The 14,822-nt window shown below is 71.9% G+C and carries 11 protein-coding genes; 9 read left to right on the top strand and 2 right to left on the bottom strand.

Annotation, left to right across the window (positions count from 1 at the left end):
- Positions 1–1,936: family 78 glycoside hydrolase catalytic domain (locus NS283_RS16945; protein WP_058598027.1), on the bottom strand; the 1,936-nt coding region annotated here is incomplete at its 3' end.
- 50 nt (positions 1,937–1,986) lie between these two features.
- Positions 1,987–4,935, bottom strand: a complete 2,949-nt coding sequence (locus NS283_RS16950; RefSeq protein ID WP_058598028.1) for a sugar-binding protein — start codon at positions 4,933–4,935, stop codon at positions 1,987–1,989.
- Between the two features lie 201 nt (positions 4,936–5,136).
- Here NS283_RS16950 and NS283_RS16955 point away from each other — a divergent pair, with 201 nt between their 5' ends.
- Genes NS283_RS16955 through NS283_RS16995 form a run of 9 tightly spaced genes read left to right on the top strand, consistent with a single transcriptional unit; the run spans position 5,137 to position 14,681 of the window.
- Positions 5,137–6,498, top strand: a complete 1,362-nt coding sequence (locus NS283_RS16955) for an extracellular solute-binding protein (protein ID WP_058598029.1) — start codon at positions 5,137–5,139, stop codon at positions 6,496–6,498.
- 56 nt (positions 6,499–6,554) lie between these two features.
- A complete protein-coding gene (locus NS283_RS16960; protein WP_058598030.1) occupies positions 6,555–7,499 on the top strand; it encodes a carbohydrate ABC transporter permease in 945 nt (314 codons plus the stop codon).
- A complete protein-coding gene (locus NS283_RS16965) occupies positions 7,496–8,425 on the top strand; it encodes a carbohydrate ABC transporter permease (protein WP_058598031.1) in 930 nt (309 codons plus the stop codon). Before NS283_RS16960 ends, NS283_RS16965 begins: the two co-directional genes overlap by 4 nt.
- A complete protein-coding gene (locus NS283_RS16970; RefSeq protein WP_058598032.1) occupies positions 8,422–9,303 on the top strand; it encodes an NAD-dependent epimerase/dehydratase family protein in 882 nt (293 codons plus the stop codon). The genes NS283_RS16965 and NS283_RS16970 overlap by 4 nt, the downstream gene beginning before the upstream one ends.
- Positions 9,300–10,565 (top strand): enolase C-terminal domain-like protein, encoded by a 1,266-nt coding sequence (locus NS283_RS16975; protein WP_058598033.1) that lies wholly within the window; start codon positions 9,300–9,302, stop codon positions 10,563–10,565. The genes NS283_RS16970 and NS283_RS16975 overlap by 4 nt, the downstream gene beginning before the upstream one ends.
- 32 nt (positions 10,566–10,597) lie before the next feature.
- On the top strand, positions 10,598–11,923 hold the full coding sequence (locus NS283_RS16980) for an apiosidase-like domain-containing protein (protein WP_058598034.1): 1,326 nt from the start codon (positions 10,598–10,600) through the stop codon (positions 11,921–11,923).
- Positions 11,923–12,834: a sugar kinase gene (locus NS283_RS16985; RefSeq protein WP_058598035.1), complete on the top strand. Its 912-nt coding sequence runs from the start codon at positions 11,923–11,925 to the stop codon at positions 12,832–12,834. Before NS283_RS16980 ends, NS283_RS16985 begins: the two co-directional genes overlap by 1 nt.
- Positions 12,831–13,658: a hypothetical protein gene (locus NS283_RS16990; protein WP_058598036.1), complete on the top strand. Its 828-nt coding sequence runs from the start codon at positions 12,831–12,833 to the stop codon at positions 13,656–13,658. The genes NS283_RS16985 and NS283_RS16990 overlap by 4 nt, the downstream gene beginning before the upstream one ends.
- A 12-nt stretch (positions 13,659–13,670) precedes the next feature.
- Entirely contained in the window at positions 13,671–14,681 is a 1,011-nt protein-coding gene (locus NS283_RS16995; RefSeq protein ID WP_058598037.1) for a LacI family DNA-binding transcriptional regulator, read from the top strand.
- The last annotated feature ends 141 nt before the right edge of the window (positions 14,682–14,822 follow it).

Below are 14,822 nucleotides of genomic sequence, written 5' to 3' on the forward strand. Positions count from 1 at the left end.
CGAGCGCGTACGCGCTCGGCGCATCGGAGGCCAGACGCCCCGCGGGCGTCACGTACGCGGCGCGGAAGGCCTCGCCGATCTCGCGCGCCAGCTGCGCATACCGCTCCGCCTCGCCGGGCTCGCTCGCGCGCGCGACGAGGTCTGCCGAGCGGAAGAAGTACGCCGTCGCCACGAGCCCCGGATCGGCTTTCGCCTTGTCGGGACGTGTGACGGTCGGATCGAGCCAGTCTCCGTATTGGAAGCCCGTCTCCCAAAGACGCCCGGGACCGGCAGCCGCGGCGACGGCATCGACCCACGCCCGCATCGCGGGCAGCATCTCGGCCGCGATCGCGACGTCTCCGTAGCGTCGAGCGAGGACGTCGGGGATGACGGTGACCGCGTCACCCCAGCCGGCGGCCATCACATCGCCGAGGGCACCGAGGGGGTCGGGCACGACGGTCGGAACCCGTCCGTCGCGGTCCGCCTGCTCCGCACGCACGTCGCGCAGCCACGAGGAGAAGAACGCGTCCGTGTCGAACAGCGTCGCGGCGGTCGGGGCGAACACCTGCGCATCGCCCGTCCACCCGAGCCGCTCGTCGCGCTGCGGGCAGTCCGTCGGCAGGGCCAGCGCGTTGCCCTCGAAGCTGCGCACGATGTTCGCGTGCAGGTGGTTCAGCCGCTCGTCGGAGCACGAGAACCACCCGGTGCGGCGCAGATCGCTCCGCAGCACCTCGACCTCCACCCGCTCCGGGTCGACCTGTCCGCCGTCGATCTCGACGTACCGGAAGCCGTGGAACGTGAAGGCCGCCTCGCACGCGCGCTCCCCCGTGCCCTCGAGGACGAACTCGTCGATGGCCGCGGCGGCGCGCAGCGGCCGGACGCAGAGCTCGCCGTCCTCGAGCAGCTCGGCGTGGCGGACGGTCACGACGGTCCCGGCCGGGCCGTCGGCGACGAGGCGCACGCGCCCGACGACGTTCTCACCCACATCGAGCAGGACGACCCCGGGACGGGATGCCGGCAGCTCGCGCATCCGCCGGATCGTGCGCACGCGCCGCACCGGCTCGACATCGATGACCGTCGGCGCGCTCAGCGGAGGCATCGGTGCCGGGGTCTCCCACGACGTGGCATCGAACCCTGGCATCCGCCACCCGTGCTGCTCGCGGCGGTAGTCGACGCGCTCACCCGCGTACAGTCCGCTCGACACGATCTCGGTGCGATGGTTCAGCCGCCACCGATCATCGGGGCCGATCTCCTCCACGCGCCCGTCGAGGTGCGTCAGGCGGAGCACGGCCCCCGCCGCGGCCTGCTCGCCATAGAAGCGGGCGGCGGTGGCCCCGAAGCCGTATCGCTCGGTGAACCATCCGCCGGCGACCCGCAGCGACAGCACCTGCGTGGAGCCCGGCCGCAGAAGCGGCGAGACGTCGACCGACACGAGCGGGAGGCGGTGTCGATACGACGTCCACCCGGGCGCCAGCACCGTGTCGTCGACCGGGACGCCGTCGAGCGCGGCGTCGAAGACCCCGTGCGCCGTCACCCAGAGTCGGGCCGACACCACGGTCGCACCGACCTCGATCTCGCGTCGGAGGGCGAACGGCGCGGCCTCGGTGTCCGGATCCCGGATGCCGAGCAGCGAAGCGGTCCACACGCCGGGGAAGAAGACCGCCTCGACCGTGATCGGCCGGCTCCATGGCATCCATTCGCCGTCCGCACCGGCCACGCGCACGGACAGGTCGCGGCGCTCCCCCGCGGAGAGGTCGTCGAAGGGCCACGGGACGAGCACCCCGCTCGGCGGCACCGCGAGCGGTTCGGCGGCGTCGAGACGCATCTCCGCGCGGGTCACCGTCCACCCCGCGGGGGCATCGACGATCCACGAGACCGGGGGCCGTGGCTCGCTCCCGACGCTGACGTCGCGGCGGCGCCCGACGCGCAGCCCCGCGACGTGGGAGGGGTCGATCATGGGGTCCTTTCGAGACCCGGTGCCGCCGCGCGAGCGGCACCGGGTCGTGATCAGCGCCGGGCCGTTCGGCGACGCAGGAGCACGGCACCCGCCCCGAGGGCGAGCGCGGCGACGGCCGGAAGGAGCAGGCCGGCGACCGACGGCGTGCCCGTGCGGGCGAGAGCGCCCGAGGCGTCCGGAGCCGCTGTGCTTCCGACGGCGGGAGCGGGAGTCGGTTCGACGGGCGCGGTGCCGCCGTCTCCCTGGGTGCCCCCACCCTCGCCCGGCTCGGGATCCGGTGCGGCGAGCAGCCGGACGGGATGGAACTGGGCCGAGTCCTTCTCGGCGGCGATCCCACCACCCCAGGCGAGGTAGCCGTCTCGACCGTCTCCGTCCGCCTCGTTCACGATGATCGCGCTCGAGAGCAGGGACGCGTCCCTGTCGACGCCCGCGAGGGCGCTCCACGGGACCGAGACCTCGTACACGGTGTGGTGGGTGTCCTCATCGCGCGAGACGGCGACCTGCGCGCCCGGCACGGTCCCGGCGCCCTCCCCGACGGACAGCCAGCGGTAGAGCTGGGGCCCCTCCGAGGTGAGGGCCATGCCGAATTCGTGCCAGGCGGTCGCGGCGCCCGGCGCTCCACCGGCCACGGTGAACTGCACGGAGTCGCCCTGCCAGATGTTCGCGCCCGTCGCGGGTTGATCGTGCACGTCGTCCACGACGTCGACCGAGACCGAGAGGGCGTCGTCGTCCCAGGTGATCCAGGCCCGCGCCGACTGGTCGTCGGACGTGGGCGGCGTCGTCGTCCCCTCCGCCTCGAAGGTCGCGGGAGTGAGGTCGCCGAGGTCGTCGAGCGCACCGTCCACGGTGATGCTCCGCTTCGCGGCGCCGAAGGCGTCATCGATGACCAGTGGCGCGACGGCCCCCTCCGCCCGCACCGTCGTCCCGTCGACCATCGCCTCCGCCGAGAACGTCTGGCGCTCGGTGAGGTCGGGAAGAGGGAGGTCGACGGTCACGGCATCCGAAGCGGGAAGCGTGGTCGGGACGTCCGCCTGCGCCGAGGTACCGGCGAGAGTGTACGACAGCCCCTCCAGCGGCAGGTCGCGCGGAGAGGCGTTCGCGAGGCGCAGGCGCAGCACGTCGACGCCGTCCGCCGAGATGGCCTGGGTGCCCGAGAGCGTGACGGGCTCCGCGATGTCGGTGGACGCCCGCAGGACGCCGGCAGCGCGGTCGCCCTCGTACACGTGCGCCACCGTCTCGTACGTCCCCGTCTCGCGGGGAGCCGGAGCGGTGACGGCGGTCGTGGTCGTCTCGGACCCGGCGGTGGCCTGGGTGAACGAGCGCCCGTCGGGAAGGGTCAGTCGCCACGAGGTCGACGCACCGTCGGAGCGACCGGCGACGCTCCACTGCCCGGCGACATCGACCCCCACGACTCCCGCGTCGAGCCGCAGCGCGGTCTCGGTCGCGGCGGTGCCCGTCACGGGTCCGCGTACGAAGAGCGGGTCGGCATCGACGCTCACGAAGACGTCGCCGCCCGATGCGTCGAGGGTGTCGGTGCGACCGTACGCGTCGGTCACCGCGAGGGCGGTGTCCCCGCTCAGGCGAACGGTCTGCGGCGCGTCCGACCAGAGCACGCGCAGGGGGCCGTCCGGGGTGTCGAAGAGGAACTGCCGCACCCCGTCGACGGTGTCGTCGCGGCCGGCGGGGGTCGCCCCGGCCAGCTGGGCGGCGGCCGTCGAGTAAGCGACGAAGGCCGGCTTCGGCGTGTAGGCCCCGCGCGCGTCGTCGGCCGCGCGGAGGAGACCGAAGTTCTGCTCTGTCTCTGCGGGGTCGGTTCCGTCCGACACGAGGTCGTAGACGTAGTACCGCGCCGCGTCGTGCGCGGCGGAGATGACGGCGGAACGCGCGATGTTCGCCGCCTGCTCGCGCTCCGAGACCGCACGCGCGTTGGTCCCGGTGGGCCAGCCGTGCTCGGTGATCCACAGGGGCTTGCTCACGCCGCCGTTGTACTCGCGCACGAGGGCGTCCACGCGGGTGAGCGTGTCGTCGAGCGCGTCGGCCGAGACGGGGTAGCTGTACGGGTGCAGCACCACGCCGTCGACGTACTGCAGAGCCCCGAGGCGGAAGGTCTGCTCGAGCCAGTCGGTGTTCAGGTTCGCCACGGCGGGACCGATGACCGGCAGCCCGGGAGCGGCGTTTTTGACAGCCGGGGATGCCGCCGCGAGCAGGTTCACGTAATCCTCAGGCGAGGTGTGGGTGTTGCCGCCCAAACCCAGGTCCCATTCGTTCCACAGCTCGATGCCCGACGCCTGGTCGCCGAACTCCGTCGCCATCGCGGCGGCGTACGCGGCGTAGGCAGAGACGGCCTCGTCGCTGACGGGGCCGTCTCCCCCGTCGTACAGGGGATTGCCGTAACCCGCGAGGAGCAGGGGCCGCACGCCCGCGTCGCGTGCCGCGTCGAGGAACTCCGCGCGGGGACGCGCCCAGTCGTACACGCCCTTCTGAGTCTCGACCTCGCTCCAGTAGACCTCGTCGCGGAGCTGCGCGAATCCCCCCGTCGCGAGAGTGGGGAGAGAGTCGGTGCTCCAGGACTGGCCGTAGTGGGTCGCGGCGCCGAACCGTCCGGTCGCGGAGTCCGCGGCATCCCGATCCGGCAGGACGGCGAAGCTCGTCTCGGCACTCGCGGCGCCCCCGTCGACCGAGACGACGAGCCGGTACCAGCCGAGCGCGGTGGTGGGGAGGTCGAGGGTGCCGTCGGCGACCTCATCGCCTTCGGCCACGACGGCGCCGGTCGGGTCGGACACGCGCCACGACAGCTCGGACGCATCCGTGTCGTAGCCGATCCGGGGCGCGTCGCCCTCGGAGAAGAGATTTCCTGTGACCACCGGAGTGAGGGAGACGGTGGGGGTGGCCGCGGCGGCCGGAGACACGGGGGCGGCGAGGGCGGCGGCCAACAGGACGACCGGCACGGCGGCCGTCACGCGGACGCGCCGGGACCGGGATCTGAGGGGGAGGGACACGAATTTCTCCTCGTCGAGCGGATTCGGAATGAGGCAAGCGTTTGCCCCGAGTAGTTTGAGAGACGGTCGACGTTCTGTCAACCGCCGAAACACAGAAAGACGGGGATTCGGAATCTGTCTTTGACGCTCGGCTCGAGAGGTGCTAGACATCTCAGGGCAAGCGATTTCCCTCTTGCTTCCGCTCTTCGCCAAGGAGTTTCAATGACGAAACGTGTCCGTTCCGTCGTCGCCGTGATCGCACTCGGCGGCCTGTCGGCCGCAGCCCTCGCGGGCTGCAGTTCCCCCTCCACGGGGACCACCGACGGCAAAGTCTCGATTCAGATCGGCGACCGGCCCAGCGCCGACCGCCCCGAAGACCGCGCGTACTTCGACAAGCGCGTCGAAGCCTTCGAGCAGGCCAACCCCGACATCACGCTCGAGCCGGTCGAGACCGGCTACGACGCCTCGACCTTCCAGGCACTCGCCGCCGGAGGCAGCCTGCCCACGGTCATGAGCGTGCCGCTCACCGAGCCCGCGGGTCTCATCAAGCGCGGACAGGCCGCCGACCTCACCGACGCCCTGAAGAACGAGGGCCTCCTCGACAGCCTCAACCCCACGGTGCTGAAGCTCGCCGAGAACAGCGAGGGACGCGCCTACGCGATCCCCACCAACGCCTACTCGTTCGGTCTCGTCTACAACCGGGAGCTGTTCACCAAGGCCGGCCTCGACCCCGACTCCCCGCCCACCACGTGGGACGAGGTGCGCGCCGCGGCGAAGAAGATCCACGACGCGACGGGCGCCGCGGGCTTCTCCGTCCTCACCACCGCGAACACCGGCGGGTGGCAGTTCACCGGCATGACCTACTCGTTCGGCGGCACCGTCGAGAACGAGGACGGCTCGAAGGCCACCTTCGACGACAAGCCCTCCACCCAGGCGCTGCAGTTGATCAGCGACATGCGGTGGAAGGACGGCACCATGCCCGAGAACACGCTGTACGACATCCCGACCCAGGGCCAGGACTTCGCCGCCGGCAAGATCGGCATGATCATCGGCGCGAGCGACTCGTACTACAACATCGTCCAGAACCTGAAGCTGCCCGCCGAGAACTTCGGGATCGGGGGGATGCCGCAGCTCAAGGGCGCCGAAGGCACCCTCGGTGGCGGCACGGTGCAGATCGTCGACCCCAAGGCGAGTGCAGAGCAGCAGGCCGCGGCCGTCAAGTGGGTGAAGTTCTTCTACCTGCAGCGCTTCCTCGACGAGAGCACGGCCGTCGACGACGCGAAGGCGTCGAACGAGGCCGGTTCGGTCACGGGTCTGCCGGGACTGCCCGTCGTCAACAGCGACCAGTACTCCGCGTACTTCGACTGGATCAAGCAGTACATCAACGTGCCGAGCGCGAACTTCACCCCGTACCTCGACGCCTCGGCATCCATCCCCGTCGTCGCGGAGCCGGTCAACAACGCGCAAGAGGTGTACGGCGCCCTCGACACGGTCGTCCAGACGGTCCTGACCGACCAGAACGCCGACATTTCCTCCCTGCTCAGCACCGCCCAGACCGACGTGCAGTCGCGCCTCGGCCGCTGATCGACCACCCGGGGCGGGCCGCCCGTCGGCCCGCCCCTCCCTCCCCGGAGACGTCCATGACCGATCTCGACGAGCGTCCGCGCACCGCCGCGCGAGCCGCCGCCACCCCCGCGCGAACCGCCCGCCGGCGACGCCCCTGGCGCCCCGGCCTGACCGCGCTGTTCATCGCCGCCCCGGCGATCGTCGTCTACGCCTACTTCTCGTGGGGTCCCATCCTCAGCTCGCTCGTGATGAGCGTGCAGCGCGTGGTGCTCACCGGTCAGAGCGACTTCGTCGGGTGGGACAACTTCGCATACGTCCTCAGCGACCCCGGTCTCCCCCAGGCCGCCGGCAACACCGTGCTCTACACGGTGCTCGCGATCGTCTTCGGCTTCCCGATCCCCCTCGCCCTCGCGGTCTTCATCTCCGAGATGCGCTCTCGCGCGTGGTACTTCAGCGCCCTCGCCTACCTGCCCGTCATGGTGCCGCCGGTCGTGGCGATCCTGCTCTGGAAGTTCTTCTACGCCCCCGACGCGGACGGCCTGTTCAACACGGTCCTCGGGTGGGTCGGCATCGGACCCCTGCCGTGGCTCAACTCCCCGGCGAGCGCCATGCCCTCGATCGTCCTCGAGACCACCTGGGCCGGAGCCGGCACCGCGGTCATCATCTACATCGCCGCCCTCACGAGCATTCCGGGCGAGCTGTACGAGGCCGCGGAGCTCGACGGCGCGGGGATCTGGCGCCGCGTCTGGCACGTCGCCCTTCCGCAGATGCGCGGGATCATCGGCACGATGCTGCTGCTGCAGATCATCGGCACGATGCAGGTCTTCACCGAGCCGTTCCTCTTCACCGGCGGCGGTCCGCAGGGCGCGACGAAGACGCTGCTCATGACGATCTACGACTACGCCTTCACCCGCGTCGACTACGGCGCGGCCACCGCCCTCAGCGTGCTCCTCGCGCTCGTCCTCGGCCTGTTCTCGCTGGCCTACTTCCGCCTCACGCGCAGCTGGAGCCGCTCATGAGCCTGCTCTCCCTCGGCCGCCGTCGCCCCGCCGACGCCCCCGAGCCCCTCACCCGCACCAACATCTCGGATGCCGACCGCTCCCGCCCCTCCGTGCGGATCAGCCTCACGATCGGACACGTCCTCGTCCTCGCGGCGCTGATCGTCGCCGGGCTCGGCCCGATCCTCTGGCTCGCCCTCGCGGCGATCTCGCCGACGCAGGATCTCATCCGCGGCCCGTTCTCGTTCTTCTCCAGCGGCGTCGTGCAGTGGGAGAACCTCGGCATCGCGTGGGAGCGCGGCCGCATCGGCCACTACCTCACGAACACCGCGATCCTCGCGGCCGGCTCGGTCGTGACGACGCTGCTCGTGTCGACGACCGCCGCTTTCGTCATCACCGTGCTGCGACCCCGGTGGGGCAAGGTGCTCTCGGGCGCGATCCTCGCCACCCTCTTCATCCCCGGGATCGTCTCGCTCGTGCCGCTGTACCTCACGGTCCGGGAACTGCCGATCCTCGGCTTCTCGCTCATCGACACGTGGTGGGCGGTCTGGCTGCCGGCGGGCGCCACGGCCTTCAACGTGCTGATCATCGCGCGCTTCCTCGAGGCGATCCCGGCCGACCTGTACGAGGCCGCCCGTATCGATGGGGCGGGGCCCCTCCGCATCCTGTGGAGCATCGTCCTGCCGCTGGCGCGACCGATCCTCGGCGTCGTCGGGCTCCTCACGGTGGTCGCCTCGTGGAAGGACTACCTCTGGCCGCTGCTCGTGCTGCCCACGCCCGACAACCAGCCGGTGTCCGTCGCTCTCCCGCGCCTCGCCGATCAGACCGAGCTCAGCGTGCAGATGGCCGCGTTGTTCCTGTCGCTCATCATCCCGGTGGCGCTGTTCCTCATCTTCCAGCGCCAGTTCCTGCGGGGAGCCAGCATGGCGGGAGGGGTGAAGGGATGAGCCGCATCCTCGTCACGGGTGCCGACGGAGAGATCGGCCGCGCGGTCAGCGAGAGTCTCGTCGCCGCCGGGCACGCCGTCACCGCCCTGTCGCTGTCGTTCGCGTCGCCCCACCCGGCCGACCGCCTCATCGAGGGAGACGCGACCTCGCCCGAGGTCGTGGACCGAGCGATGGACGACGTCGACGCCGTCGCCCACTTCGCCGCGATCCCGCACCCCAGCCTCGGCACCCCCATCGACGTGTTCCGCGTCAACACCGCCGCCACCTTCACCGTGCTCACCCGCGCCGGAGAGAGGGGCGTGCGCCGGGCCGTCATCGCCAGCAGCATCAACGCGATCGGATACCCGAACAACCCCCACGGGGCGTTCCCCCCGGCGTTCCCGCTGGACGTGCACACTCCGCCCGACATCGCCGACGCGTACTCGCTCTCGAAGCTCGTCGACGAGCGCACCGCCGCGTACGCGCACCGTCGCTACGGTCTCGATGTCGTCGCCCTGCGCTTCCCCCTGGTGAAATGGCCCGACGTCCTTCGCGATGCGGCTCGCGACGTGCAGGACGACCCGGCGCGGCTGGCCCGCGAGGGCTGGGCCTACCTGACGATGCACGACGCCACGCGGGCGGTGCAGCGGGCCCTCGACGCCGAGGTCGTCGGCGCGCCCGTCATCCCCCTCAGCGCCGCCGACACCCTGCTGCCTGTCGACTCGGCTGAGCTCGTGGCGCGCTACGCCCCGGGCACCGTGCTCTCGCGTCCGGTCGCCGGTCGCGACGCGCTCGTCGACACGAGCGCGGCCCGCGACCTGCTCGGCTTCGAGCCGAGCGAATCCATCCACGACGGCACCGCCACCGAAAGAGCGTCCCTGATGAGGAGCAAACGATGACCCTCGCCGAGACCGACACCACCTTCCCGCAGCCCTGGCTGCCGCGCGAGAACGTCCGTATCACCGACATTCGCGCGATCGTGACCGCCCCCGAGGGGATCCCGCTCGTGGTGGTGCGCGTCGACACCGACCAGCCGGGACTCTACGGCTACGGCTGCGCGACGTTCACCCAGCGGTGGAAGGCCGTCGTGGCCTTTCTCGAGCACGTGCGTCCGCTCGTGATCGGCCGCTACCCGGGCGACATCGACGACCTCACACGGCTCGTGCGCTTCACCGGGTACTGGCGCGAGGGGCCGGTCGGCAACAACGCGCTCTCCGGCCTCGACATGGCCCTCTGGGACATCGCGGGCAAGAGGGCAGGGATGCCGGTGTACGAGATGTTCGGCGGACGGGTCCGTGCCGCCGCCGACACGTACCTGCACGCCGAGGGTGCCGACGTCGAAGCGACGACCGCGCACGCGCGCGAGCTGATCGCCGCCGGGCAGCGTCACGTGCGGATTCAGGTCGGACAGCGAGGCACCGGGCACTACGGCGCGCCCCCGCTTCCCGGGGATTTCGCGTGGGCCAAGCACGCCGCGGGGTGGCGGGTCGAGGACTACCTGGTCGCCACGCCCCGACTCTTCGCGCACGTGCGGGAGGAGCTCGGCGACGGCGTCGAGCTCCTGCACGACGTGCACTCCCGCCTGAGCCCGAGTCAGGCCGTCACCCTGACCCGGAGCCTCGAGCCCTACCGACCCTTCTTCGTCGAGGACGTCCTCGCCCCCGAGCACTGGCACCGCCTGGGCGAGGTCCGCCGGGCCTCCCCCGTCCCGATCGCCGTCGGCGAGCTGGCCACCTCGTTCACCGATGCCGCGCGGCTGGTCCGGGAGCACCAGGTCGACTACCTGCGCGCGCATCTCTCCGACGTCGGCGGGGTGAGCGCCGCGCGGCGCCTCGCCGTGCTGGCCGACATCGAGGGTGTGCGCACCGCCTGGCACTCCCCCGGCGACGCCTCGCCCTTCGCAGTGGCGGCCGCGGTGGCGCTCGACGTCACCTCGCCGGCGTTCGGCATCCAGGAGGGGCACGTCTACAACGAGCAGACGCACGAGGTCTTCCCCGGGATGATCGACATCGTCGACGGCTGGCTGACCCCGAACGATGCTCCCGGGTGGGGCATCGAGGTCGACGAGGAAGCCGCCGCCCGCTTCCCCGCGGGGCTCTCCGGCCACGACGCGTGGGCCGCGAAAGTGCGCGCGCCCGACGGAGCGCTGATCGCCCCGTGACCGTCCCCGTCCCTCTCGAGGAGAGAACCCGCATGTCCTGGACCCTCGCGCCGTCGCGGCGCTGGCTGCTGCGCGACGGACAGCCGACGTTCCTGCTCGCCGACACCGTGTGGGCCGCGTTCGGGGGCGCGAGCCCCGACGAGTGGCTCGATCACCTCGAGCGTCGGCGTCGCCAGGGGTTCAATGCCCTGCTGTTCAGCATCCTGCCCATCGAGCACGACCGCTCGACCGGCACCCGCTCGCCGTACGCGATCCGCGACGGCCGCATCGACTTCGCCGCCGGCGACCCCGCGTATTGGGACGATGCCGAGCGCGTGCTGACCGCCGCCCGCGCGCACGGCTTCACCCCGATGCTCGTGCTGCTGTGGAACAACTTCGTGCCCGGGACGTGGGGCGCGGGTCTCACCCCGGACCACGTGATGGATGCCGAGCAGACGAGCTCGTATGTCGCCGAGGCGGTCGCCCGCTTCGCGCGCTTCGATCCCATCTGGATCGTCTCGGGCGACGACGACCTCAACGACGACACCGCCCTCGCGCGCTACAGCGCCGTCGCCGCACAGGTGCGAGAGCTCGCACCCGAGCAGCTCGTCACCTGGCACGACACCCCGACCGCGCGCATGCCCGCCGCGATCGCCGACGGCGACCTGATCGACTTCCACGGGCTGCAGTCGGGACACAACGAGGCATGGGACACCCTCCCCGCCGAGCTGACCCGGTACTACCGCGCGATGGACGTCGACCGCCCGATCATCAACCTCGAGCCCTGCTACGAGGGGCTAGGTCGCTTCGCCGGGCGGGAGCGGCACTCGGCGGCCGACGTGCGGCGCGCGAGCTGGACCGGCGTCGTCGCGGGAGCCGCAGCGGGACTCGGCTACGGCGCGCACGGCGTGTGGTCGTGGCACCGTCGGGGTGAGGACTTCGCCGCGGGCGACGTGCACGGCCACCCCTTCCCCTTCTCGGTCGCCGCGGCTTTCCCCGGCGCCGACGACGTGTCGTTCCTGCGCCGCGTGGTCGAGGACGAAAGGCTATGGGGCCTGGACGGGGATGCCGACCTGCTCCGCGCCGAACCCTCGGGGGCGATCGCGGGCCGAACGCCCGAGGGCGTGGTCGCCGTGTATGCCCCCTCGGCCTTCGCGCTGACGCTGCGCGGTCGCGCGACGCCCGACCTCGATGTCCGCGTGTACGACCTCGCGGCGCGTCGACCGGATGCCGCTCGCTGGACCTCGACGGCCGACGGCGTGCGGCTGGAGCAGCCCGAGTTCCCCGGGGACGCCCTGTACGTCGTACGGGGTCTCGCGCCGGACGCGGACTCCCCGCGCGCGGACTCCCCGGACGCGGGCTCTCCGGACGCGGGCTGATGGGTCACGTCTTCACCTTCGGGGAGGCCCTCGCGACGTTTTTCGTCGACGACGGCGCCCCCTCCGACATCGCGGTGGCGGGGGCCGAGCTGAACACCGCCGTCGGAGTGGCGCGCCTGGGCCACCGGGCGACGTGGATGTCACGCCTCGGCGACGATGCCTTCGCCCGGCTCGTGCGCGAGACCCTGGCATCCGAGGGCATCTCCCCCGCAGCGATCCGCGAGGTGCCGGGTGGGAAGACGGGGCTGATCGTGAAGCAGCGTCTGACCGACGATCTGGTCCGCAGCGAGCACTACCGGTCGGGTTCCGCCGCCGCCGGGCTCACCGCCGCCGATCTCGACGGCGTCCGGCTCGACGACATCGACTGGCTGCACGCGTCCTGCATCACGCCCTCCCTGGGCGAGGGACCGCGCGAGCTCTTCGAACAAGCTCTCCGCGGGGCCGCGGACCGTGGCATCCCGGTCTCGCTCGACACCAATCACCGCCCCCAGCTGATCGACGATGCGGGGCTTCGCGACGCCGTCGACGACGTCATCGAACACGTCGACGCGCTGCTGTGCAACGAGGAGGAGGCACGCGTGCTCACGGGCCTCGACGACCCCGAGAGCGCTCTCGAGGCGCTGCTCGCGCGCGGTCCGCGCACCGTGGTCGTGAAGCTCGGACGCCGCGGCGCATTGGCGGCCGATGACACCGGCGTGCACCGCACCGAGGCCGTCGAGATCCCGCCGCCCCATCACCCCGTCGGCGCGGGCGACGCCTTCGCCGCCGGGTGGATCACGGCGGTCCTCGAGGGACGGCCGATCGACGGCGCCCTTCGCCGCGGGGCGTGGTGTGCCGCGCGTGTGGTCGCGGATCCCGGCGACCACACGGGCTTCCCGACGCGCGAACGACTCGACGAGGTCGCGGCATGAGCGGGGGTCGCGTCGTCATCGCCAGCGGCATCCTGCGCGCCGAGATCGACCCCGAGGGTGCGCGCATCGCCTCGCTCACGCACCTGCCGACGGGGCGTCAGATCCTCGCCACCACCCCCTGGGCCGACGAGCCGCGCGATGCCTTCGCTCTGCCCGACTCCAGCGGAGAGTGGCACCGGCGCTACCCGGGCGGCTGGCACGTCCTGCTCCCCCGCGCCGGCGACCCGCCCGCGGAGGTCGAGCCGCCGCAGCCGTTCCACGGTGAGGCCGCCTGGCGCACCTGGATGCTCGCCGGCGATCGGTCGTCGTGCCGCGCGCGCGTGACCCTGCGCACGGTTTCCCTCGAGATCGACCGGACGGCCGCGCTGATCGACGACGAGCTCCGCCTCGACACCACCGTGCGCAACGCGTCCGCGACCCCCGTACGCATCGGCTGGGCCGAGCACCCGGCGTTCGCCGGCGACCTGTTCGACGGCGCGAGCACGGTAGGCACCGGCGAACGCGAGATCCCCGTGGCCGCGGCGCCCTCCGGCGGTTTCGACGACGTCTCCGGTGCCGCGGGTTCCCTCCGGATCACCGGGGAGCTACGACTGGATCTCACCTGGGACCCGCATCTGTTCCCCCGCCTCTTCGTCTGGCGCGAGCGGCGCGGATCGACCGGTTTCCCGTGGTGGGGAGCGGTGGATGCCGTCGGCCTCGAGCCTTCCTCCGATCCCTACGCCCACCCTCGAAACGCACTCGGCTCGATCGAGATCGCACCCGGCGAAACGGTGCGCTCGCGCGTGGTCCTGCGGGTCCGTGGCATCGACGCTCCGACCCCCTAAACTCGATCCGCAATGGCCAAAGACGCGATCTCTCTCCGCGACGTGGCGGCGCTGGCTGGAGTTTCCGTCCCCACGGCGTCGAAAGTGCTGCGCGGGCAGGGCAAGGTCTCGGATGCCACACGCGAACGCATCCTGTCCGTCGCCAAGCGCCTCGACTACCAGCCGAACGCCCTGGGCCAGTTCCTCGCCCAGGGACGCAGCGCCACTGTCGGGGTGCTCACGGTCAACGCGCCCGGCGCTTTCACGATGCCGGTGCTCACCGGGGCGACCACAGCCCTCGGCGCTCGCGACCTCTCGGTGCTCGTGTCGGATGCGCACCTCGACCGCGCCCTGTTCGCCGCGACCGCGCGCAAGCTCCGCGCTCGCAACATCGATGGCCTCCTCGTCATCGGCGACGGATCCAGCTCCGACATCCACTCCGTCAGCGCCGGGTTCACCGTGCCGGTGGTCTACGCGTACGGCCATTCCGACGACGCCGAGGACGCGTCCTTCCTCCACGACGGTTACGGCGCGGGCCGCCTCGCCGGCGAACACCTCGTCTCCATCGGGTGCCGCCGCATCGCCCACGTCACGGCCTCCGACGAGGACCGCTCCGCGCGCGACCGCTTCACCGGGCTGGCCGACGCCCTCTCCGACGCCGGTCTCGCGCTGGATCCGGAACTCGTCCACCGCGGCGACTGGTCGCAGGCCTGGGGCCGCGAGGCCGCCCAGCGTCTCGTCGCCTCGGGTCGGGAGTTCGACGCCGTGTGCTGCGGCAACGACACGATGGCCACGGCCGTCGCCGGGGTCCTCGCCGAGGCCGGCATCCGCGTCCCCACCGACGTCGCGATCACCGGCATGGACAATCTCGCCGGCCTCACCGGCCAGGACGACAACAGTCTCACCACGATCGATCTTCGTCTGAGCGCCCTCGGCGATCGCGCGGCCAACTATCTCGCCGACGTGATCGGCGGCACCGAGTACGCACCCGGCCGGCACGTCGAGCCGGCACTGCTGGTCGCCGGCCTGTCGACGGCGCGCTGATCCGGCCGCCCGCGTCCGCGCGACCGGCCCTCGTCACCGATATCGCGTCCGGTCGGCGAGACCGCGCACGGTGGGCCCCGAGCGTCTTCGATCTCGGAAAAGCGGTGCGAGCTCGAGCGTGGCGCGAGCGAGTACGGTTGA

This window comes from Microbacterium testaceum, assembly GCF_001476285.1.
Taxonomy (GTDB): domain Bacteria; phylum Actinomycetota; class Actinomycetes; order Actinomycetales; family Microbacteriaceae; genus Microbacterium; species Microbacterium testaceum_B.